Raw genomic sequence first — 21047 nt, 5'->3', positions numbered from 1 at the left:
TATTGGGGCTAAAACATGACACTAGAAGGGGATTTTCCTACCGGAATCATCAGTCATTGATTAGCGGCCACTGCCACGATGGGGAAACAGGGATTCTGATGGAGATGTTTGCTCGAATGTCTCAGCAAATCCCCGTCGGGGTGTTCCTTGCCAGGGACTGCGGGAGCCATGATGCTCCGTTTGCGCTGATAGCATATATTGATTAGTCATCGATTCTAATTGCTGTGTGGTTGGGGCTAGTTCCATCGCTTTCGCGGGACTGGCAATGCCTAACAACAGCAACATAGAAAAGCCAAAAGTAGGGTTGAGTTTCATGGAAATGTCCGTATTAAAGCGTCCATTTCCTGATACCAATCTAATAGGCCTATATCAGGATAATCTGATAATTTTTTTGTTCACCCCTACGGTACTGGTGGCGCTGACATCTACGGCTAGGGGTTGACAGCTCTCGGACAGTCATGATAATATGAAAAAAGTATAGGTTATAATATAAATCTGTTAACTTTTTAAAAAAATGTCAATATTCCTATTATGATATAGACTACCACGGGGATATCGCTTTTGTCAACCCCCCAGTCATAAAAGGCGATTTTTTTTGTTACAAAACTTAACATAACTCTTTGATGACTTCGACGAGTAGCCAGCGACCGGCGGAGTTGTGTCGTCCGCAAACAGTGATGGGGGTAGCGGTAGGGATGGTTTGTAATTGTTGATTGATGTGTGGGTGTAGGGTGACGAGACTCCAGACCTGACCGAGGAGTGAGTGAGGTTGAGAGAGGGTGAGGGTATATTCTTGGTCTGGGTGGCGGTGAAATTGTCCGCTAAATTCAGATAGTGAGGGTGATATGAATTGGGGAGGGTTGGGGGAGGGTTGGGGAATTTCGCCAGTTATGGGATAGGCTTGTGGGTGGTCTAAATAGTATTGTTGCCATTTTTGCCAATCGGGGCGATCGCCTGTAAGGTTAAACAGGGGAATAATGGCGGCGGGGGCTATGGGGTCAGTTAATAGTGCTTGTTGAAGCGATCGCACTGATAGCATTCGGGGAGATATGCGCTGTTGGACAGATAAAGCCGCAGCCATTCCCGCCGCCTGTCCGATACCCAAAACCACAGGTTGTAGACGGGTAGCGCCATTAGCGATATGGGAAACGGAAATATTTTTCTCAGCGACAATTAAGCCTTCTGTAGTTTCTGGAATTAAGGCACTATAGGGGATAGTAAAGGGGGTTCCCGTCCAGCGACCTCCCCAGCGCAGTAGTTTAAGTTTAACTGGTAGTAACCCGGCGCTGTAGTGATGATCATTGGGATAATTACCAATGGCGATCGCCTCACATTGTCCATTGTGGTCTATAGGTAAGGGGGCGACGCGACCTTCTGAGATAGGTAAAATATGATTTTCTGTAATAGTTTGGACTCCACACAGGCGGCGACTTTCGCGGTAGTAGGGGTGAATAGCAAAAGCGCCCAGTTGCTGAGGAGTTAAGCCTAGGTCAGTTTTCCAAGCTGATAGAGTATGGGGAAATATGTTCTCAGCCAAGCCGTAGCGCCTTCCTAGGTGCTGTTGAATAAAGGCGGCGAAATTTAAACTATGCTGTAGACTTTCCCGCCAGAATGCCTGTTTTTGTGGGGCTGAAGCCATCAAACGATTTAATCCTACTCCGTAATCATTACCTTTATGGGGCCAGTTAATCATAATTAACCCCCCAGGTAGGCGACCATAGTTGAGGAATTGTTGGGGGTCGTAACCATCCCAAGCCCCCTGAAATTTGCTAAAATCTGCTTCTGGGGTAGGTTTAATGGCTGGGGCTTCTGTGCCAAAATCTTGTAATAAGACTACCCAGGTGGGATCTTGTACTGGACAATTATCCGTAAATTGGTTACGTTTAATGGGAGCGCTAGGTTCAAGCCATTGCTGTTGCCATTCCCAACCCCAGCGATAGGGAATTTCAGCTTGAGCTAAAATATCCCCTAATTCCGTGGCATCAATGGTAACTTGGGCATTAATGGTAAAATCTTTGAATCTGACCCCAGTAATGCGATCGCCTTTCCGCAATACTTCTAGGGGTGCATATCCAGAAATCCAATGTAGATTTTTTGGGGATTTTACCCAGTCTGACCAAATTTGCGCCCCTATGCGGGGGTCATAATTAAAAAAGCTAACCCATCCCCAGTCTAAACCAGTGGGTTGTTTTTGTCTAAGTTCTCTTAAAAAAGCACCCCATAAACCTGTCTGAAAGGCTACTAATTCGTTACCGTCTGGTGCAGCTACTCCGGCGGAGGTTAACATTCCTCCTAACCAGGAAAATTCACTGACTAAAATAGTATGAGCGCCACGACGGGCACTCTGGAGGGCGGCGGCGGTTCCCCCTGTACCTCCACCAACTACTAAAACATCTGTGTTCAATTGTTCCATGAATCCCGGCAACTGTCAATGACAAAATATATTTATAACACAATTCGGCGATTCTGAAAATAGGCGGATAATTTTAAATGCACAATATCATCAAACATAAAATCCTCAAAAACGGGTTTATTTATAAAACCGAAAACCTCTATTTTTTCCTGTTCAAAGTCTCCGGTGTTTGTTTGACCTGGCTGTTGATGCCTCTCCCAGCTTGGGGGCAGTTTTTACCACCGCCACCCATGCCGACGATTAATAATGGGTCTAATAATAATGGGTCTAGTAATTTGTCTCCTGTGTTATCTGGGGAATATATTTTAGGGTCGGGTGATAGCATAGAAATTGATATTTTTAATGTGCCGGAATATAGTGGGGAAAGAGGCCGTCATCAGGTGTCAGTAGATGGAACTTTAAACCTCCCGTTAATTGGGAGAGTGGCGGTTCAGGGAATGACGATAGAGCAAGTTTCTGACCTGCTAAAAGAACGATATGGGGAATATTTACAAAGACCACTGATCACGGTAAAATTATGGGAGAGGAGACCTGTTCAAGTGGCGATCGCCGGAGAAGTTAAAAGACCCGGTTCTTATACAGTATCGGGTAATTCCCAGCCGCAAAATATGGGGGGTGTTTCTAGTGCTGCTACAGTAACGGGGGTTTTGCGAATGGCTGGGGGAATAACTACTAGCGCCGATATTCGCCAGGTAAAAATCCGTCGTCCTGGGGTGGGAGGTGAGGAGACTATTGTTAATCTTGATTTGTGGGAACTTCTCCAAAATGGTGATCTGAGTCAAGATCTAGCCCTGAGAGATGGAGATAGGATATATATTCCGACTGTTACAAATATTAATCGCCACGAAGCGCGTCAGTTATCTAGTGCTAATTTTGCTAGTAATGCTGACGGACCGATTAATGTGGCGGTGGTGGGGGAGGTGAACCGACCGGGAACCCATATCCTTAGCATTGACACCATGGCTGCGACTGAGGGGGAAAATGTATCGGAGTTGCGAGGTATAGCTGGAGTTGATTTGGTTGGGGTGTTTACAGTCACCAGGGCTATTAAAGTGGCGGGAGGAATTACGCCGGAAGCAGATATTCGACAAATTCGGGTGCGGCGCATTAGTCGCACCGGGACGGAACAAACTGTTATAGTTGACCTATGGCAACTTCTACAAGAGGGGGATCTCCAGGAGGATATTACTTTACAGGGAGGGGATACAATTATTGTGCCTAAAGCCCAGGCTGTAGATGCTACAGTTTCTGGTAATGTGGCAACAGCTAGTTTTTCTCCGGGTATAATGCGTGTTAGTGTGGTGGGGGAGGTTCTACAGCCGGGGACAATTACGGTGCCGCCTAATAGTTCCCTAAATCAGGTGATTCTGGCGGCGGGGGGTTTGAAACGGGGTCAGGCTGACTCCAATGGGGTAGAACTAATCCGTATATCTCCGGATGGGACTGTTTCTCGAAGGGTGATCTCGGTTAATCTATCGGATGATGTGAATGAGGCTAATAATCCGGTTCTGAGAAATAACGATGTAGTTATGGTGAACCGTTCAGGGGGTGCGGCTTTTCGGGAGGGTGTGGGTACGGTTGTCAATACTTTAAGTCCGATTAATAATGTTTTGGGTTTTCTGCGGTTTATAAGTATCTTTTAGGGCGGGGATTTTCAGACTGTGAAAAACTCATTTTATAATTAGTTAGCGCACCTAAATAGTAAAGGTTAAAGTAGCATCATGAAGAAGGCTAGACGTTCTCAGTTATCGATGATTTATACTCGGAGTTCACCTAGGGGAGGGATGGAATTTTCCCCCTGGTATCCGGGAGATTTGGAAGCGAGAAATGTTGAGATAATGACGGCTAAACAGAGGGGAATATTTGGGAAAATTGCGGATCTGTTTTGTCGGCGCTGGTTGGTGGTGTTGGGTGTGGCTGCGACAACAGTAACGGGGGTTTATTGGTGGACGGTTGAACAATTACCTGAGTATAGAGGGACGTTTCAACTGTTAATAAGTTCCTCAGATGAACTGGGGGGGTTAGACGAAGCATCTCAGTTAAAAATGCTAAAAAGTCCCCAGGTGATGGCTGATATTTTGGAGAATATTCAAAGTCGCTACCCGGAAGTTGATTATCGGTTTCTATTTAATGATAACTCTGGGAGTCCCTTGGAATTGCAAATGCTAGAGGGTACTAAGATTTTAGAGGTGAGTTACCAAGATAGTGAACCGCAAAAGATTAAGTTTATTCTGGAGGCGATCGCTTCGGGATATCTGGAATATCATCGGGGGTTACAACGTCCGTCGGAAACTAGCCAAAAGCTGGAGATGATTAACCAGAAAATTAATCCCCTAGTGACCCAGGTAAATAACCTCAAACGAGAAATTGTGAATCTTCAGCAGGAACATCTGATGATTACGCCGGAAGTTACCAGTCGTCAAATAAGCGATCGCTTAGGGATGATAGAAACGGAAAGACTACAAACCCAAACCCAACTCCAAGAGGAAAATTCTCGGTATTTAACTCTACAACAACAGCTAGGACTGGACCCCCAACAGGCGATGATGGCTTCGGCTTTAACAAATTCTCCTCGCTATCAAACCCTACTACAAAAACTCTTGGCTGTGGAAACAGAGGTAGCTGTAGAGTCGGCTAGGTTTAAGGAAACATCCCCACAAATTCAATCTTTGTTAGACCAACGCAATCATTTATTACCATTACTCCAAGAAGAGGCGGTGCGGGTTTTGGGTCAAGATTTAACTACTGTAGACCCCAGTATTTTAAGCCACCAAGACTCGCTGCGAATGGGATTAATTCAGCAGATGATGGTAACAGCCCATCAGATAGAAATGCTACAGGTACGCGATCGCGTTTTACAAACAGCAGCGACCAGTTTACAAGAATACTCTCAAAGTTTACCGGAAGTCATCCGCCGCTACAGGGACTTAAATCAGGAGCTAGAAACCGCTACCACCCGACTAAATGACTTATCGGATCGCCAGGCGGAACTAGAATTAACTATAGAACCGCCTATTAGATCCTGGCAATTAATCGCCCCCCCAATGATTCCTCGCCTACCAGCCGGACAACTAGAGACGGTTTCGCCGAATATTCCCCTAAATCTGGCTTGGGGAGGATTAGCGGGTTTAGGCCTGGGAATGATTATAGCTCAATTGGTCGATCGCCTTAATAATGTGTTCCACAACAGCGAAGAAATAGCCGAGAATACTCCCATTCCCCTGTTAGGGGTAATTCCAGCCAGCGATGATGCTTTGATGCTTCCGGCTAATTCTCGCTTGACTGGGGAGAGCGATGTTTTACCAAATTTGTCGATGGTCCCCTGTTCTGTGTTTCACGAGGCTTTCCGATCACTTACGGCTAATTTACGCCAATTGGCTACGGAATCACCAATCAACTCCTGTGTGATTAGTTCCGCACGACCTGCAGATGGTAAGTCTACTGTAGCCCTAAATTTAGCGATTGGGGCGGCGGCGATGGGTCAGCGGGTGTTATTGGTAGATGCTGATTTGCGTAACCCCCGTATTCATTCGATGTTGGGGGTGTCTAATTTACAGGGTCTCAGTGATGCGATCGCTGGTAATATGGAGATCGAGAGTTTGATTAGGCGATCGCCATCGGACGAAAATCTGTTTGTTTTAACTTCTGGTCCTTTACCAGTTGACCCGACTCGAATGCTGGCTTGCGCGCGAATGCAGCAAGTTATGGCTGAACTTCGACAACAGTTTGATTTAGTTGTCTATGATACTGCTCCCCTGTTGGGTTTAGCTGACGCTAATTTGCTGGCTTCCCACACCAATGGGTTGATGATGGTGGTGGGGTTGGGAAAAACTGATCGATCAGCTTTTGGTCTGGCTATGCGAGAGTTGGAAATGGCTGGAGTCCCCATTTTGGGTATGGTTGCTAATGGCGATCGTCAGGAAACTAATTATTATTACAGTCAACGCTAAAGTTCAACTATCCGGGGAAGCTACTACTGCACAAAATGTCGTTTTTGTCAAGACCCCCAAAAATAGCCCCCGGATTTTACCCAAAAACTCGTGAATCGCAAATTTAATATTTTGGTCAGAGAATAAATTTTTGGGCGATAGAATGAGGGTTGTAGCCTCTGTTTTTGAATCAAGGCATAGTAACCCCTTGGGTGCGATTTATTTGAGGATACCACAACCCCTATAATCTCGTCAACTATTTGCGAGGGATTTTCAACAAAATCGCAACAATTCTTAACAATATTTTGCGATTCAAATTTATCTCCCCAGACAAATTAGCAAAACTTATATTATGGGCAGGATTTTGATGAGTATCTTCACGGTTGTAGACCATCATCAACGGAGGGTAAATTAACCGTAAAAGAAGCGTGATTTTTCGCTAGAATATGCGATCGCAGAGTTAAGCATCAATTGAGTAGCTTCTTCAGCAGGTAAAGGTTTAGAAAACAAATTATTATTTATTACCGTCAACCCTGAAGTTGAACTACCCGGAAAACGTCTACGCACAAAATGTCGTTTTTGTCAAGACCCCCAAAAATAGCCCCCGGATTTTACCCAAAAACTCGTGAATCGCAAATTTAATATTTTGGTCAGAGAATAAATTTTTGGGCGATAGAATGAGGGTTGTAGCCTCTGTTTTTGAATCAAGGCATAGTAACCCCTTGGGTGCGATTTATTTGAGGATACCACAACCCCTATAATCTCGTCAACTATTTGCGAGGGATTTTCAACAAAATCGCAACAATTCTTAACAATATTTTGCGATTCAAATTTATCTCCCCAGACAAATTAGCAAAACTTATATTATGGGCAGGATTTTGATGAGTATCTTCACGGTTGTAGACCATCATCAACGGAGGGTAAATTAACCGTAAAAGAAGCGTGATTTTTCGCTAGAATATGCGATCGCAGAGTTAAGCATCAATTGAGTAGCTTCTTCAGCAGGTAAAGGTTTAGAAAACAAATAACCCTGACCATAATCACAGCCAAGATGGTGCAAAAACTGCATCTGTTGTCGAGTCTCAATACCTTCGGCGGTAACTTCTAGCCCCAAGTTATGAGCGAGGGAAATAATAGCCTTGATAATTTGCTGAGGCTGATTGTATTTATCGATATAATGACTGGGTTCTTCCTGTAATCGCTGTACAAATGATTGGTCGATTTTCAAACTTTTAAGTGGTAATTGATGCAGATAACTCAAAGAGGAGTATCCCGTCCCAAAATCATCAATAGCTAGGTGAATTTTGCGTGCTTTTAGTTGTGCTAAAGCAATCAAAGCCGTCTGGAAGTTCTCAACTAACATACTTTCGGTAATTTCCAGTTTGATGCTTTTCGGGTCGCAATTAGTTCTGGCTAAGATGGCATCAATTTGTTCTATAAAATTAAGCTGATTGAGTTGCTTACCAGACAAATTGACACTGATAGTTAAGGTAGAATAAACGGATTGGGGAGACCTATCCCAGCTTTGAAGTTGTTGTTTCCAACTACTAAGCTGACGGCAGGATTCTTCCAGGACCCAAGCGCCTAAAGGAACAATTAATCCGGTCTCTTCAGCTACAGGGATAAATTCAGCAGGTGACACTAATCCTCGGCGAGGATGTATCCATCTCACCAAGGCTTCAAAACCGACTATCCTACCAGTAATTAAACAGACAATTGGCTGATAGTGAATGATAAAGTCATTTAAACTGGGGAGTTGATTAGGCATGACAGATACATCAGAGATGGCTGAGGCTAACGGGTTGGACTCTGAGCTAGAGATGTGATGGGGTGTAAGATTAAGTTGCTGATATCCAAATATGGCTTTACGCAAATCAGTTTCTAATTGCAGAAGGGCGAGGGTTTGGGTGTGCATTGATAAATCAAAAACTTCTGATCGCGCCTTTCCCTGTTCTTTAGCATGATACATAGCGATATCTGCATCTCGGAGAAAATCTTCAGGATTGTTATATAATAAACAGTGATAGTTGTCGGTGTTTGCTGATTTTTTCAAGGCGTACCCGCGACTGGGTACAATACCAATACTAGCAGTAGTAAAAATTTCATGACCTTGGATATAGAAAGGCTGGCTGAGTTCTTGATGAATTTTTCCGGCTAATTCTAAGGCTTGTTGGGGGTCGGAAATGTGATCAACCAAAATGGTAAACTCATCCCCCCCTAATCTGGCGATGGTATCCCCAGGGTTGGTAACACAGACTTCTAGGCGATGAGCAATTTCTATGAGCAAGAAATCACCGATGATATGACCTAAACTGTCGTTGACAACTTTGAAGCGATCTAGATCCAAAAATAGAACCGCAAATTGATAATTAGAGTCCTGTTTAGAACGCCGTAAGGCTTCGGAGAGTTTTTGGTTAAATAAACTGCGGTTAGGGAGTTCAGTTAAAGGGTCATAAAAGGCAGCTTGGAGTAGTTGGGCTTGGGCTTGTTTGCGATCGCTAATATCGCGGATAATGATTTGAATGGCATCACGACCATGATAATTAGTGGGAATTCCGGCAATTTCCACATCAATCATTTTGGCATCTAAGCGGATTAATTGTTGTTCAAAAAGACCCACAGATTGACGGTGTGACTCTCCGGGTAATTTTTGGTTGAGAATAACTGCGGTCTGGTCATAATCGAGAAAATCATAAATGGAACGACCGATGATATCTTCGGGTTTTTCAGCCCCGAACAATTGCCACCCGGCGCGGTTAATATAAACAATTTGCTCATCGCAGTAAATAGCAATGGTGTCGGGGGAGAGTTCTACTAACATCCGATAACGTTCTTCACTTTCTCGCAAGGCTTGTTCAGCTTCTCGTTGTCGCTGTTCAATTTCTTGGGCGGCGAGGAAGTCTCCTAAACCCTGTGCCATCAATTCAATAATTTCGCGATCTTCTGATTTAAAGGGTACAGTTCTCTGTGGTTGGTGAACAAAACTCAGTACCCCATAAATGCGATCGCCTACCCAAATGGGAGTACCGATATAAGATTCTAATGTAAGTGTCTGGTAGGCTTGGACTTGACTCCATTCCGGGTCAAGACCGGCTTGGGTTTGGGTAACGGTTTCCTGAGTGTGATATGGTTTAGCACAAAAGGTGTCGGCGATGTTCGCAGTTTGACCGATGGTAAATAAGTCGGAGTGAGGATAAACAAATTCTAAGCTATAGACTCCGGCGGAGATTTTACCAATTAAACCTGTTGACATTTGCAGCAATTCACACCCGGTCTGTAGATAGTCTTGAAACCTAGCTTCTAGGCTAGGATAAAGACGGGTAGTAATGCGATGTAGTTGTTTAAGTTTGCTGCTAAACTGCGCCAGGGCTTGGGATTTCGATAACAGGGTAACTTCCGCCTGTTTGTGATCGCTAATATCGGTTTGAATGCCTATAAAATGGGTGAGAAAGCCTTGACTGTTGTAGACGGGAGAAATTGACAATTCATTCCAAAAACTGCTACCGTCTGGGCGATAGTTTTGTAATTCAATATTACATTCTCTGCCCTGTTCAATGGCATTCCGTAACTCCGCCAAGGCTTTGGGGTCACTGTCTTTACCCTGAAGAAATCGACAATTGCGACCAATGACCTGATGGCGAGAATATCCGGTAATTTTCTCAAAGCCTGAGTTAGCAAAAATCACCCGGTTGTCTGAGTCGGTAGCATCGGTAATAATAATGCCATTGCGACTGCTGTTTATGGCTCGTTCCATCAATTGTAGCCGTTCATCAGCCCGCTGTCTCTCGATCGCCGTGGCGAGAATGTGAGCGATCGCCTCTAAAAAATGTACTTCATTTAAGGTAAAGTTATGAGGTCGGCGGGTATGTACACTCAACACCCCCCAAGGCTTGGAGTTAGCCCCTTTGGGTCCGGGAATAATCACACTCAAACCGCTGACAATTTTGTGGTTGTGTAGCAGAGGGGTTCCAGGGAAACGAGTTTCTACTCGCAGATCCTGAACGATTACGGCTTCACCCTGTTGGAGAGTGTAACCCGCCTGGGAATTAGGGGAGGCGGTAATTTGAGCAGACCCCACTAGCCCTGGTCGCCAACCGATACCCGAATGTAGTAAAAAAGCCTGATGATTGGGTAGTAATTCCAAAACCATGCAGCGACTAATTTTTAATGTTTCCTTGACCTGAGTAATCAATTTCCCGATCAGAGAGTCAAGGTCAGGGCTGGTGAGAGCAATTTGTCCAAATTTGGCGACGGCGGCTTGATAACTAGCCTCATTGTCTAGCTGCTTTTGGTTGGGGCGGCTTAGATTAGTCTTAATGTGTGAGAAAATTGTCAGAATAACCGGTTCAGGGGTTAAAGGTAGCGATCGCATAGATAGGCATACCCAACCAGTCCGCCGATCTGACAGGCGGATTTGAATTTCCACCGAGTCTATGACATTGCCTTGCTCAAACTGTTCCCGAATCTGCTGATAATGGTTAATTGATGTATAAATGAAGGATTCTTGATGTCCGATGAGATTTTCTCTTGACCCCTGCCATATTTCTAGCAAAGCTGTGTTACAATAGATAATGATGCCATCACCGTCACTCACCATGGCTGGTTGAGGTAGAGACTCGACCAGCATTGACATAATTTCTTGAGGGGTTTGTGACACTTTCTCACTCTCCGAGGAAAATTCTGTGTGATGGCGATCGCTCTGTCCCTTGGGGTCTATAAATTGATCTTGACACGCTTTTTGATGTTGGCCAGCCACTTTGGGAGTCCTGAAAATTATTGAATCAACAACCGCAACGGTAATAGCTTGTGATTACCGAGCAGATGCCCATGTAGTCTAATGCTTCCTATATTACACTATAATTTTACTATTTTTCTAGCAAATACACCTAGATAGTTAGACAAATTTACTAAATTTTAACAGATTGGGGATCAATAGCCAATCTATATAATCAAAGTTAATATACAGATAATCTGGGCGGTAATTGTAGTATAATATTAGTCTACTAGCGTTCATAAATTGTAGTGGCAGCTTCCGGTTCAGGCAAATTCTTCTCGGCAATTTGTAGGGTATTTTCAGCAGCAGAAAATCACCGAACCAAGGAGGTGATGAGAAGTGGAGGCAGCCAAAATCGGGAAATGTTGCCTAAAATACAGTTTTATGTGACTCGATATTATGTGGCTAATCTAGTTTCCAATGGAGCCCAGCGGGGAAATGAAATTATTGATGGTCAAAGCCCAAAGGGGAAACCATGAGATGGAATCAGAAGGATAATGGGTCAATTATCCTAGCCAATTTTGATGGATTCTAGGTAGCATAAAATAATCAAACGACAAGGAGAACAGAAGAATGATAGAAGCGTATCGTCAACAGGCCGCCGAACGCGCCCAACAGGGAATTCCGCCATTACCCCTAACTGCGGAGCAAACCTCAGAACTGTGCGAACTGCTGAAAAACCCACCGTCGGGGGAAAAAGAGTTTCTGATGGAACTATTGCGCGATCGCATTCCCCCCGGAGTAGATGAAGCGGCTTATGTGAAAGCGGGATTTCTGACAGCGATCGCCAAACGGGAAATCAGCAGTCCCCTCATCTGTCCCCAAGGAGCGATCGACCTACTAGGTACAATGGTAGGGGGGTATAACGTGCAATCCCTGGTAAGTTTCCTCAAGTCTTCCGACTCCAATATTGCCAGCGAAGCCGCCAACGCCCTAAGCAAAATCACCCTAGTATTTGACGCATTCAACGACATTCTAGCCCTGTCAGATATCAACCCTTACGCCAAACAAGTCCTAGACGCTTGGGCTAACGCCGCCTGGTTCATTCGCAACCCGAAAGTCCCCAAAGCCATAACCGTCACCGTCTTCAAAGTCCCTGGGGAAACCAACACCGACGACCTTTCCCCCGCCCCCCACGCCACCACCCGACCAGACATCCCCCTGCACGCCCTAGCCATGCTAGAGTCAAGGATGCCCGAAGGTATACAAACCATCGCCCAACTCAAACAAAAAGGCTATCCTGTAGCTTATGTTGGGGATGTAGTGGGGACTGGTTCATCCCGCAAATCTGCCATTAACTCAGTCCTGTGGCATATTGGGGAAGATATCCCCTTTGTACCCAACAAACGGCGGGGAGGCTATATCCTAGGTGGAAAAATCGCCCCCATTTTCTTCAACACCGCCGAAGACTCCGGCGCATTCCCGATAGAATGTGATGTCAGCAAAATAGAAACCGGGGACGTGATTACCATTCACCCCTACAAAGGCGAAATTACCAACGAAGCCGGGGAGGTTATTTCCACCTTCACCCTAAAACCGGAAACTATCCTAGACGAAGTACGCGCCGGGGGTCGAATTCCCTTGTTAATTGGTCGCAGCCTGACCGACAAAACCCGCGAAGCAATGGGACTAACCCCCAGTGAACTTTTCGCCCGTCCTGCTATGCCAGAAGATACCGGAGTTGGCTTTACCCTAGCGCAAAAAATGGTTGGGAAAGCCTGCGGACTCCCCGGAGTCCGTCCAGGTACCTCCTGCGAACCGATAATGACCACCGTAGGTTCCCAAGACACTACCGGACCAATGACGCGGGATGAATTGAAGGAATTAGCTTGTTTAGGGTTTTCTGCTGACCTGACTATGCAGAGTTTCTGTCACACCGCAGCCTATCCGAAACCTGTGGATATCAAAACCCACAAGCAACTTCCCGACTTCTTTGCTACCCGTGGCGGTGTGGCTTTGCGTCCGGGAGATGGTATCATCCACTCCTGGCTAAACCGGATGCTGTTACCCGATACGGTGGGGACTGGTGGCGATTCTCATACCCGTTTCCCCTTGGGTATTTCTTTCCCGGCTGGTTCGGGTTTGGTGGCTTTTGCGGCGGCTTTGGGGGCGATGCCTTTGGATATGCCAGAATCGGTTTTGGTGCGCTTTAAGGGGCAATTACAGCCGGGTGTGACGTTGCGGGATATTGTTAATGCTATTCCCTGGGTGGCGATGCAGCAAGGTAAGCTGACCACAGGTAAGGAGAATAAGCAAAATGTCTTCAATGGCCGGATTATGGAGATGGAAGGTCTACCTGATTTGAAGGTGGAACAGGCTTTTGAGTTGACTGATGCTACTGCGGAACGTTCCTGTGCTGGCTGTACGATTAAGCTGGGAACTGAGACTATTTCTGAGTATTTGCGATCGAATGTTGCGCTAATGCGGAATATGATTGCTCGTGGATATCAGGATGCTCGGACTTTAACCCGTCGGATTGCTAAAATGGAACAATGGTTAGCTAATCCTGAGTTGATGGAAGCTGACCCAGATGCTGAGTATGCGGATATTCTTGAGGTCAATTTGGATGAGATCGTTGAACCTATTGTGGCGGCACCTAATGACCCTGATAATGTGAAACTGATGTCTGAGTGTGCGGGTGACAAAATCGATGAGGTGTTTATCGGTTCTTGTATGACTAATATCGGACATTATCGCGCTGCTGCTAAGGTGTTAGAAGGTGCGGGTCCGGTGAAGGTGCGTCTGTGGATTTGTCCGCCTACTCGTATGGATGAACAACAGCTTCGGGAAGAGGGGGTTTATGGTACTTTTGCGGCTGCTGGGGCGCGGACGGAAATGCCTGGATGTTCTCTATGTATGGGAAATCAAGCACGGGTGGAAGATAATACGACGGTATTTTCTACTTCGACTCGCAACTTTAATAACCGTATGGGTAAGGGGGCTCAGGTTTATCTGGGTTCGGCTGAATTGGCGGCGGTTTGTGCGCTGTTGGGTCGCATTCCTACGGTTGAGGAATATATGGAGATTATCACCCAGAAAATCGACCCGTTTGCGGGGGATCTTTACCGCTATTTGAATTTTGATCAAATTGCTGGGTTTGAAGATGAGGGTCGGGTGATTCCTATTGAGCAAATGCCGAAAATTGAGGATGTTTTGGGTATCCCGGCTGGTGCATTAAGCAACTAGCTTATCTAATGGTGGGGAGGCGATCGCGCCTTCCCGGCTTTGGTGTAGAATGGTGGGGAGGCGATCGCGCCTTCCCTGCACAGTGATAAAGAAAGACGATGCCAGCGAAGGATCTTTACCATGATGCTGTCAAAAATGCACGGATAAAGGACGGGTAGACGATTACTTTCGACCCATATTTCATCAAGTATGCAGAAGTCAAATTGATGGCAGATTTAGCTGGCAAAAAATCGATTTCCGCGACGAAAGGAGGGCGACAGATCGTCATCGAAGTGAAAAGTTTTATCGGGCGTTCTCCGATGGGCGAATTTGAGACGGCATTGGGTCAATATTTGATTTATCAAACTTTTCTTTCTGTCACCCATCCTGGAAGTCCCGTTTACTTGGCAGTTGGTAAAAGCATTTATGAAAAATTTTTTAAGCAGGTTGCGATCGAACTAATTTTGCAAAAATTTCAAGTTTTAATGTTAGTTGTTGATATTAAAAATGAGGAGATTGTAGAATGGATAAATTAGCCCATTATCAAAATATCATCAAAGACGTTCTGAGTCAATATGATAAGCTATCATCCCAAATCCCCGATCCAGACATCGATGAAATCCTGATATTTGACGATGAAAGAAGTCAATATCTTTGGTTTAATGTAGGTTGGAAAAATAATCGGCGAGTGAATGCGGCTTCTGTGTATGTTCGGATCAAAAATGAGAAAATTTATATTGAGGAGGATTGGACGGAGGAGGGCATTGCAACTGAGTTGTTGAGGGAGGGTGTACCGAAGGAGGATATCGTGTTGGCGTTTCACGATCCGGAGACTCGCAAGTTGACCGAGTTTGCTGTAGCTTGAAATGCCAGCAATTAAGGATATTTTCTGATATATTTGTTTCAGTGCAAGGGAGTTGCGTAAAATAGAAGAAAATGTACAAGACAACCGATAGATTTTATGGGGGTTTTTACATGAATACTTCGGCGGTGAAAGATGTCTCGTTTGATGAGGATTCGATAAAAGTCTTTTTGATGGATGGCCGTGCAATTTCCGTCCCTTTAGTTTGGTATCCTAAGCTATACCATGCCACGCCAGAACAGCGAGATGCTTGGGAGATTTGCGGCGGTGGATATGGTTTGCATTGGGAAGAAATTGATGAAGATTTGAGTACAGAAGGGATGCTGCGGGGCGCTCCTGCGCCCAGGGTCAGAAAATCAACTAAGGTCTCGGCATCAAAATTTGGTTAAAAAGAAATGGAAATTACAGAGATTACTCGTCGCGATATTGTTGAAAACGTTGATTGGGAACAATATTCTTGGCACGGCAGATTACCTGAAATAGACTTCTTGAACCGGCTTTATACCCTCGAAAATTTACCCTCAACAGATTCTCGTTTTGAGAATGCACAAAGTGATATTTGGCAGCATCGTATAAACAATGATGATTGGGAAAATGACTGGATATTCTACGATGATCGTTTCAGGCTAAATGATTATCAGGATAGCAGTTATTTCCTAAACTTCTTGTGTGAAACCTTGCATCCCATCGTCAGACATTTTGATGAAGTTCAAAAAATCCTTGAAATTTACAATAAATATTTGATGCTTGATGGATGCAAGCTACTCCCACAAGAATATATATCAAGCCGACCAATTTTTCAATATATTCCGTGTGAAAAGTCCAGCATAATTCCGGCATCTCTAAAATTAGAATACCAGATAGATGAGTTAATTAGAGTCGTAGCTATAACGTTTGCAAACGAGGGCGATACGGACATTGTTGCCATTCTTGTAGATTCTGATCCATATATCGAACTCAACAATAAATCACAAGAAAAAATTCTCAAGCTAGAAGTCCCGCTATACATATATGGAAAATTTAAAGAACGTTCTAATATAGGTGATTATGAATCAAAAATACACGTTGTCGTCAAGGATATTGTCAATCGGACTTTTAATGAGAATGTTAATGGTGTAACAATTACACCAAAGCTTGAGAGCAAACCCGAATGGAGAAAAGATGCTTGGCAATGGTTATTTGGTGAATCCGGTAAAATCAACAATCAAGGTCGCGTCAGGTCAGACAACATAGCTTCGCGAAAATGTGATGGTCTTTTATTTCGTTCTCCTCCTGAGATCAATTTATATAAAGCATTACAAACCCAAGAAATTACCTTTGCTCCTCTACCAGTGTTTGTTCGAGGAGGTTGTAATAGAAAAAGAATTGAACCTGATTTCGTTATTGTTCGAGAAGGTGTTTTTATGATTGTTGAAGTAGATGGAGATACTTTCCACACAGAGTCACCAGCAAAAGCTCATGAAAGAACTGAGATGCTTCATGGAGAAGGAGTTTATGTTGAAAGGGTTCAAGCAAAAGACTGTATGACAGAGGAAAAAGCGATTGCTTGTGCCGAAAAGATTTTACAGAGATTGAAACAAATAAAACGTAGTCGATGATAGCATCATTTAACCACTTCATGGCCAATGGTTAGATTGATCGGGAAAATTTTGTGATCGCTTTTTCAACCCGTTTAATTTTTGATACGATCGCACCCCCGAAACCAACAGCCCAGAAGTGCGATCGCCCCCCCGAAACCAACAGCCCAGAAGTGCGATCGCACCCCCGAAACCAACAGCCCAGAAGTGCGATCGCCCAATCTTTCAGGCTATAATAAACTTGATTAAGTCACCAGAATTATGATACCATCGCCATCCCATATCAAACAGCTTTACGATCGAGACTATCTCCAATGGCTGGAAGTGACGATCGCCCAGTTGCGATCGCGCCACTATAATGACGTAGATTGGGACAATTTAATCGAGGAAATCGAAGACATGGGACGGCGGGAACGCCACAGCCTTGAGAATAATTTGGTGGTGGTATTGCTGCATTTACTCAAGTGGGAATTTCAACCGAAATGGCGAACCGGAAGCTGGGAGGGGAGTATTATCGAACACCGTCGGCGTATCCGTCGGGCGTTAAAATCCTCTCCGAGTTGGCAGAATTATCTCGCCAGTGTCGTGGACGAATGTTATGCCAGTGCGCGAAAACAAGCGAGGGCGGAAACTCAGTTACCATTGGAGGTGTTTCCGGCGGCGTGTCCCTACGCGATCGCGGATATTTTAAAGGATGATTTTTTGCCGGGAGAGGATGAGAACGGGAGATAAAGATTGGCGATCGCACTCAAAACAACCATTATATCATCCAAAAAAATGATCGAATCAGAAATTCTGAAAAAAATACAAGGTACATCGATAGAAGAGCGTATCCTGATTATTGAAGCCATTTTGAAAACGGTCAAAAAGGATATGCGATCGCGACAGCCTTCCTGCCAAGATCAACCCCTGCATGGGAAGGTGATTCACTATGACGATCCCTACCAACCCGTCGCAGCAGATGACTGGGAAGCATTGCTATGATCGTTCTAGACACTCATATCTGGATTTGGTGGGTGGATGAAAACCCCAAGTTATCTCCCCAAAACCAGGAGAGCATTCAAACCCATCAAAAAAGTGGTCTGGGGATCAGCATCATTTCTTGTTGGGAGGTTGCTCAATTAGTCGAGAAAAACCGATTGAGTTTTAGTTGTTCTGTCGATGAATGGCTAGAACTTGCTTTAAGCTATCCGGGAGTTCAAATTTTAGAACTGAGCCTTCCAATTATACTTCAATCAAGTCAATTGTCTGGATTTCATTCGGATCCTGCCGATCAAATTATCGTTGCCACAGCCAAAGTTTATGACACATTCTTACTCACTCAAGATCAAAAAATATTGAATTATTCTGAAGTCAAAACTTACACAAAGGGCGATCGAACTTCCGAAACTCAGAATCAACCTTAAACCCCGTATCGGCGATCATCGGATATGACGTTATCGAAACAGCAATTGACAACACTTTACTGCGAAGATTACGTCCTCTGGATTGAGGAGACATTGGAACAATTGCGCGATCGCAATTATGACCAAGTGGACTGGGAAAACTTGCTCGAAGAAATTGAGGATATGAGTAAGCGGGAACGCAGCAGTCTTCGCAGCAATTTGGCGATGACGCTATTGCACTTACTCAAGTGGGAATTTCAACCGGAGTTGCGGACGGGAAGTTGGGCGGGAAGTATCACCGAACATCGCACGCGAATTTTAGATATTTTGGAAGATTCGCCGAGTTTGAAGAATTACTTACCGGAGGCGATTTTGTGGGCGTATCCCCGGACACGACGACAGGGGAAGGACGAGACGGGGTTGCCGTTGGAGGTATTGCCGGCGGAGTGTCCCTACGCGATCGCGGATATTTTAAATGATGATTTTTTGCCGGGAGAGGATGAGAACGGGAGATAAAGATTGGCGATCGCACCCCCGAAACCAACAGCCCAGAAGTGCGATCGCACCATCTTTCCCGCTATAATTGGGATAATCTAGTCTGTGCATGAGCCGGGGAGAAGCGGAAATTTGATTATTCTCTGTACTCATAACGATGGCGGGGTGGGAAAAACCACGTTAGCCGTCCATATAGCGGGTGTCTTACTCAGTCGGGGATATAGCGTCCTTCTCGTTGATTGTGATGATCAAGCAGACCTTTGGCAATTCTTCACCAAAGGTAAAATACCCACACAGTCCAAAGATTCAGAAGACCTAGAAAATAGTAAACTGATTTGGGATAAAGATAAAGGGTCACTCAAAGGAAAAGCTAATCCTGCTTATTTCGATCATGTCGTTTTAGATATTGATACCCCTCTTCAAAATACAGTTCAGGTGATACTGTGAAACGATCCAGATTTAATTTTGGTTCCCATCAATAAGTCTCAAAAAAAGAAGGCTCTGCGTAATCTTCCGAGAACTCTAAAAGTGATCTCGAAACTCGAATCTAAAATCGGGTTTAACCCCAAAGTTATTATTGTACCTTTAGGTATACCAGCCGAATCAGTTGAGGATGTTGTATCCCGAATACCATCTGACGAAAAACCTCGAAACTGTCGAACTGCTTCCCAGATGCCAGATTTGCAAGATGAAATTCAAGATGCAATTTATGAAGAGTATCAATATATTTGGGATGATGAACAGCATCAAGAATTATACTCTTATTTTGCTGAGTTTATAGAGGATTAATTGTAGGAAAAATAGGAGCCAATACAATGGTTAAAAAAGATTCATCAAGCACGAGGATAGAAGATGAGGCGATCGCCCAAGGTATTCACAACTTTGAGCGCCTAAAAAACCAGGAAAATCACAGCATAAAATATCAGTTAACCGAATCAGAAATTAACAAAATAGTCGCGCTCTCCAAAGCGCTGAGGACTGGAACTCAACAGTTGCCAGATTGGGCGATCAGCTATATTCATTTTGTCAATCAGCAAATCCAAGCAGAACAAACACAATCCCAAAAAGACTTGGCAGAAAATTGGACAAAATGGAAACAAAAACAAATCCAAAACTATCGACATGATTTGAAGATTCAACAAGACAGGATCAGTCATCCAGCCCAACAGAGCAGATATCATCGATCGCTCGAACTAAATACAGAAATATCTGATAAACTGGAAGCATTGGGCATGAAAGAAAATATCGATGAATGTATTTTTCTGGGAATCAGTTTAATGTATGAAAATTTAATCCTAGGTGCAACTTTGCCGATTGTCAAGGACAAACAAGTTTAGGGATATGGATTATTTGGAAATAGGTGCTTTAGTTAATGGCATCATTGCTTCATCAGAAGCAGTCAAGCAAGACTTGGGGCGGCGTTTTGCTGCTCACCTCGGTTTGCATCCCGGTTCCCCAGGAAAGGATGGCGGAATTGATGGTTATGGGGTACTTGGTAACAAAAAAATATATTTTCAATGCAAACTTTATCGCATTCCTTTAGATGCTTCATTTACTGCGGATTTTTGTGGTAATTTGGTGATTCACAATGCAGATATTGGCATCATGTTATCGGGAGTTGGCTACACCCAAGGATATTCGGATCGTTTACAAGCATTTCACGATAATTTTCCGGGAAACATTCCAACTCACTTATTGAAACTCGAAGATATTTTTGCCGAAACTCCGGCTTGGAAAAAGGCTCAATTTGAGTTGCCAGAACTTCGAGATTTGAGCAATGGGGAATGGTCTAAAATTAGATGATATCTGCCTAGAAGGGTGAAACTCAACTCGGGTAACAAGGATCATGATACGATCGCCCCCCCGAAACCAACAGCCCAGAAGTGCGATCGCGGATTTTCCTACACTCTTTGGACTGGCGAGGAGTTGAACACCAAAATAAACGAAGCCTGGGGAATCAGGCGTTTCAAGCATTGCTGGTATGATATGCGATCGCCCTTCAAAAGAAAGCCTTACTTATCAGGAATTGAGCATACCATTTTGCATAGCCAGGATAACAGCCTGGGTGCGATCGCGCACATCCAACTTTTGCAGGATAGCGTGGACATGGACTCTGACGGTACCAGGTGAGATATAAAGGGCATCGGCAATTTCCTGGTTACTTTGGCTCTTAGCCATCAGAGCGAGAATTTCTTGCTCACGCTTTGTCAGAGGTGGCAGGTCAGAGGCGGTATTGTTAGACTCAGGACTCGAATCGGAGATCTCGAAAGCCGCTTGAATTTCTTTAGAGGCGATCGCATCCCACCAGGTAGCGCCGGCAGCGACCGAGCGAATTGCCAGGACTAAAAGCGTCTACATAGCCTACAACCCCTATTCTACGGTTACTTAGGTGTTACTCAAAACCATAACAGAGTAACAAGTGAGTAAAAAATGAGTAACGCTACTGA

20 protein-coding genes are annotated in these 21047 nt (G+C 44.5%); 16 read left to right on the top strand and 4 right to left on the bottom strand.

Translation table 11 applies throughout. The features are described 5' to 3' along the window. Positions 1-60: 60 nt before the first annotated feature. Positions 61-354 carry a hypothetical protein gene (locus tag P5674_RS07505; protein ID WP_231852115.1) on the bottom strand — a complete coding sequence of 98 codons (294 nt, stop codon included), beginning with the start codon at positions 352-354 and terminating at the stop codon, positions 61-63. A gap of 253 nt (positions 355-607) precedes the next feature. After that, entirely contained in the window at positions 608-2413 is a 1806-nt protein-coding gene (locus P5674_RS07500; protein WP_315669904.1) for an FAD-dependent oxidoreductase, read from the bottom strand. A 77-nt stretch (positions 2414-2490) separates the two neighbouring features. Between P5674_RS07500 and P5674_RS07495 the strand changes: the two genes are divergently transcribed. Together P5674_RS07495 and P5674_RS07490 are read left to right on the top strand one after the other, a co-directional pair. After that, entirely contained in the window at positions 2491-4056 is a 1566-nt protein-coding gene (locus P5674_RS07495; RefSeq protein WP_315669903.1) for an SLBB domain-containing protein, read from the top strand. Between the two features lie 78 nt (positions 4057-4134). Further along, the gene (locus tag P5674_RS07490) at positions 4135-6363 is read left to right on the top strand and encodes a polysaccharide biosynthesis tyrosine autokinase (RefSeq protein WP_315669902.1); all 2229 of its coding nucleotides are present in this window, start codon (positions 4135-4137) and stop codon (positions 6361-6363) included. Between the two features lie 904 nt (positions 6364-7267). Here the strand turns inward: P5674_RS07490 and P5674_RS07485 are convergent. Next, positions 7268-11098: an EAL domain-containing protein gene (locus tag P5674_RS07485; RefSeq protein WP_190490209.1), complete on the bottom strand. Its 3831-nt coding sequence runs from the start codon at positions 11096-11098 to the stop codon at positions 7268-7270. Positions 11099-11689: 591 nt separating this feature from the next. On the opposite strand from P5674_RS07485, the gene acnB reads away from it, so the two are divergent. The 14 genes from acnB to P5674_RS07415 all read left to right on the top strand — a co-directional run bounded on the left by acnB (position 11690) and on the right by P5674_RS07415 (position 20403). Beyond that, entirely contained in the window at positions 11690-14302 is a 2613-nt protein-coding gene (gene acnB / locus P5674_RS07480) for a bifunctional aconitate hydratase 2/2-methylisocitrate dehydratase (RefSeq protein WP_014274732.1), read from the top strand. A 161-nt stretch (positions 14303-14463) separates the two neighbouring features. After that, complete coding sequence (locus P5674_RS07475) at positions 14464-14817, top strand: element excision factor XisH family protein (protein WP_286131324.1); 354 nt, start codon at positions 14464-14466, stop codon at positions 14815-14817. Next, complete coding sequence (locus tag P5674_RS07470; RefSeq protein WP_006616343.1) at positions 14805-15146, top strand: XisI protein; 342 nt, start codon at positions 14805-14807, stop codon at positions 15144-15146. Before P5674_RS07475 ends, P5674_RS07470 begins: the two co-directional genes overlap by 13 nt. A 71-nt stretch (positions 15147-15217) precedes the next feature. Further along, positions 15218-15532 (top strand): DUF2442 domain-containing protein, encoded by a 315-nt coding sequence (locus P5674_RS07465; protein ID WP_006616344.1) that lies wholly within the window; start codon positions 15218-15220, stop codon positions 15530-15532. Between the two features lie 6 nt (positions 15533-15538). Beyond that, the gene (locus P5674_RS07460; protein WP_006616345.1) at positions 15539-16741 is read left to right on the top strand and encodes a hypothetical protein; all 1203 of its coding nucleotides are present in this window, start codon (positions 15539-15541) and stop codon (positions 16739-16741) included. 53 nt (positions 16742-16794) lie between these two features. Next, positions 16795-16956 carry a hypothetical protein gene (locus tag P5674_RS07455; protein ID WP_014274733.1) on the top strand — a complete coding sequence of 54 codons (162 nt, stop codon included), beginning with the start codon at positions 16795-16797 and terminating at the stop codon, positions 16954-16956. 25 nt (positions 16957-16981) lie between these two features. Beyond that, entirely contained in the window at positions 16982-17452 is a 471-nt protein-coding gene (locus P5674_RS07450; protein WP_006616389.1) for a DUF29 domain-containing protein, read from the top strand. Positions 17453-17497: 45 nt separating this feature from the next. Further along, the gene (locus tag P5674_RS07445) at positions 17498-17704 is read left to right on the top strand and encodes a hypothetical protein (RefSeq protein WP_014274734.1); all 207 of its coding nucleotides are present in this window, start codon (positions 17498-17500) and stop codon (positions 17702-17704) included. Further along, entirely contained in the window at positions 17701-18126 is a 426-nt protein-coding gene (locus tag P5674_RS07440) for a type II toxin-antitoxin system VapC family toxin (RefSeq protein WP_006616391.1), read from the top strand. Before P5674_RS07445 ends, P5674_RS07440 begins: the two co-directional genes overlap by 4 nt. A 24-nt stretch (positions 18127-18150) precedes the next feature. Then, positions 18151-18621, top strand: a complete 471-nt coding sequence (locus tag P5674_RS07435) for a DUF29 domain-containing protein (RefSeq protein ID WP_035736242.1) — start codon at positions 18151-18153, stop codon at positions 18619-18621. A gap of 111 nt (positions 18622-18732) precedes the next feature. Continuing rightward, on the top strand, positions 18733-19047 hold the full coding sequence (locus tag P5674_RS07430) for a ParA family protein (protein ID WP_006616393.1): 315 nt from the start codon (positions 18733-18735) through the stop codon (positions 19045-19047). 18 nt (positions 19048-19065) lie between these two features. Further along, on the top strand, positions 19066-19389 hold the full coding sequence (locus P5674_RS07425; protein ID WP_014274737.1) for a hypothetical protein: 324 nt from the start codon (positions 19066-19068) through the stop codon (positions 19387-19389). 26 nt (positions 19390-19415) lie between these two features. Continuing rightward, positions 19416-19937: a hypothetical protein gene (locus tag P5674_RS07420; protein ID WP_006616395.1), complete on the top strand. Its 522-nt coding sequence runs from the start codon at positions 19416-19418 to the stop codon at positions 19935-19937. Between the two features lie 4 nt (positions 19938-19941). Beyond that, positions 19942-20403, top strand: a complete 462-nt coding sequence (locus P5674_RS07415) for a hypothetical protein (RefSeq protein ID WP_006616396.1) — start codon at positions 19942-19944, stop codon at positions 20401-20403. A gap of 216 nt (positions 20404-20619) precedes the next feature. Here P5674_RS07415 and P5674_RS26570 read toward each other — a convergent pair whose 3' ends face one another. Next, on the bottom strand, positions 20620-20811 hold the full coding sequence (locus P5674_RS26570; protein ID WP_353912627.1) for a response regulator transcription factor: 192 nt from the start codon (positions 20809-20811) through the stop codon (positions 20620-20622). Between the last annotated feature and the right edge of the window lie 236 nt (positions 20812-21047).

Source organism: Limnospira sp. PMC 289.06 (assembly GCF_032350395.1).
In the GTDB taxonomy this organism is placed as follows: Bacteria; Cyanobacteriota; Cyanobacteriia; order Cyanobacteriales; family Microcoleaceae; genus Limnospira; species Limnospira platensis.
The sequence above is the reverse complement of the archived record's forward strand: the minus strand, read 5'-3'. Positions and strand labels throughout refer to the sequence as shown.

Excerpts from the sequence above, each read along its gene's own strand:
- P5674_RS07445 (WP_014274734.1), top strand. The coding sequence starts at position 17,498 with ATGATCGAATCAGAAATTCTGAAAAAAATACAAGGTACATCGATAGAA.
- P5674_RS07420 (WP_006616395.1), top strand. The coding sequence starts at position 19,416 with ATGGTTAAAAAAGATTCATCAAGCACGAGGATAGAAGATGAGGCGATC.
- P5674_RS07470 (WP_006616343.1), top strand. The coding sequence starts at position 14,805 with ATGGATAAATTAGCCCATTATCAAAATATCATCAAAGACGTTCTGAGT.
- P5674_RS07415 (WP_006616396.1), top strand. The coding sequence starts at position 19,942 with ATGGATTATTTGGAAATAGGTGCTTTAGTTAATGGCATCATTGCTTCA.
- P5674_RS07495 (WP_315669903.1), top strand. The coding sequence starts at position 2,491 with ATGCACAATATCATCAAACATAAAATCCTCAAAAACGGGTTTATTTAT.
- P5674_RS07440 (WP_006616391.1), top strand. The coding sequence starts at position 17,701 with ATGATCGTTCTAGACACTCATATCTGGATTTGGTGGGTGGATGAAAAC.
- P5674_RS07465 (WP_006616344.1), top strand. The coding sequence starts at position 15,218 with ATGTACAAGACAACCGATAGATTTTATGGGGGTTTTTACATGAATACT.
- P5674_RS07435 (WP_035736242.1), top strand. The coding sequence starts at position 18,151 with ATGACGTTATCGAAACAGCAATTGACAACACTTTACTGCGAAGATTAC.
- acnB (WP_014274732.1), top strand. The coding sequence starts at position 11,690 with ATGATAGAAGCGTATCGTCAACAGGCCGCCGAACGCGCCCAACAGGGA.
- P5674_RS07500 (WP_315669904.1), bottom strand. The coding sequence starts at position 2,413 with ATGGAACAATTGAACACAGATGTTTTAGTAGTTGGTGGAGGTACAGGG.
- P5674_RS07490 (WP_315669902.1), top strand. The coding sequence starts at position 4,135 with ATGAAGAAGGCTAGACGTTCTCAGTTATCGATGATTTATACTCGGAGT.
- P5674_RS07460 (WP_006616345.1), top strand. The coding sequence starts at position 15,539 with ATGGAAATTACAGAGATTACTCGTCGCGATATTGTTGAAAACGTTGAT.
- P5674_RS07450 (WP_006616389.1), top strand. The coding sequence starts at position 16,982 with ATGATACCATCGCCATCCCATATCAAACAGCTTTACGATCGAGACTAT.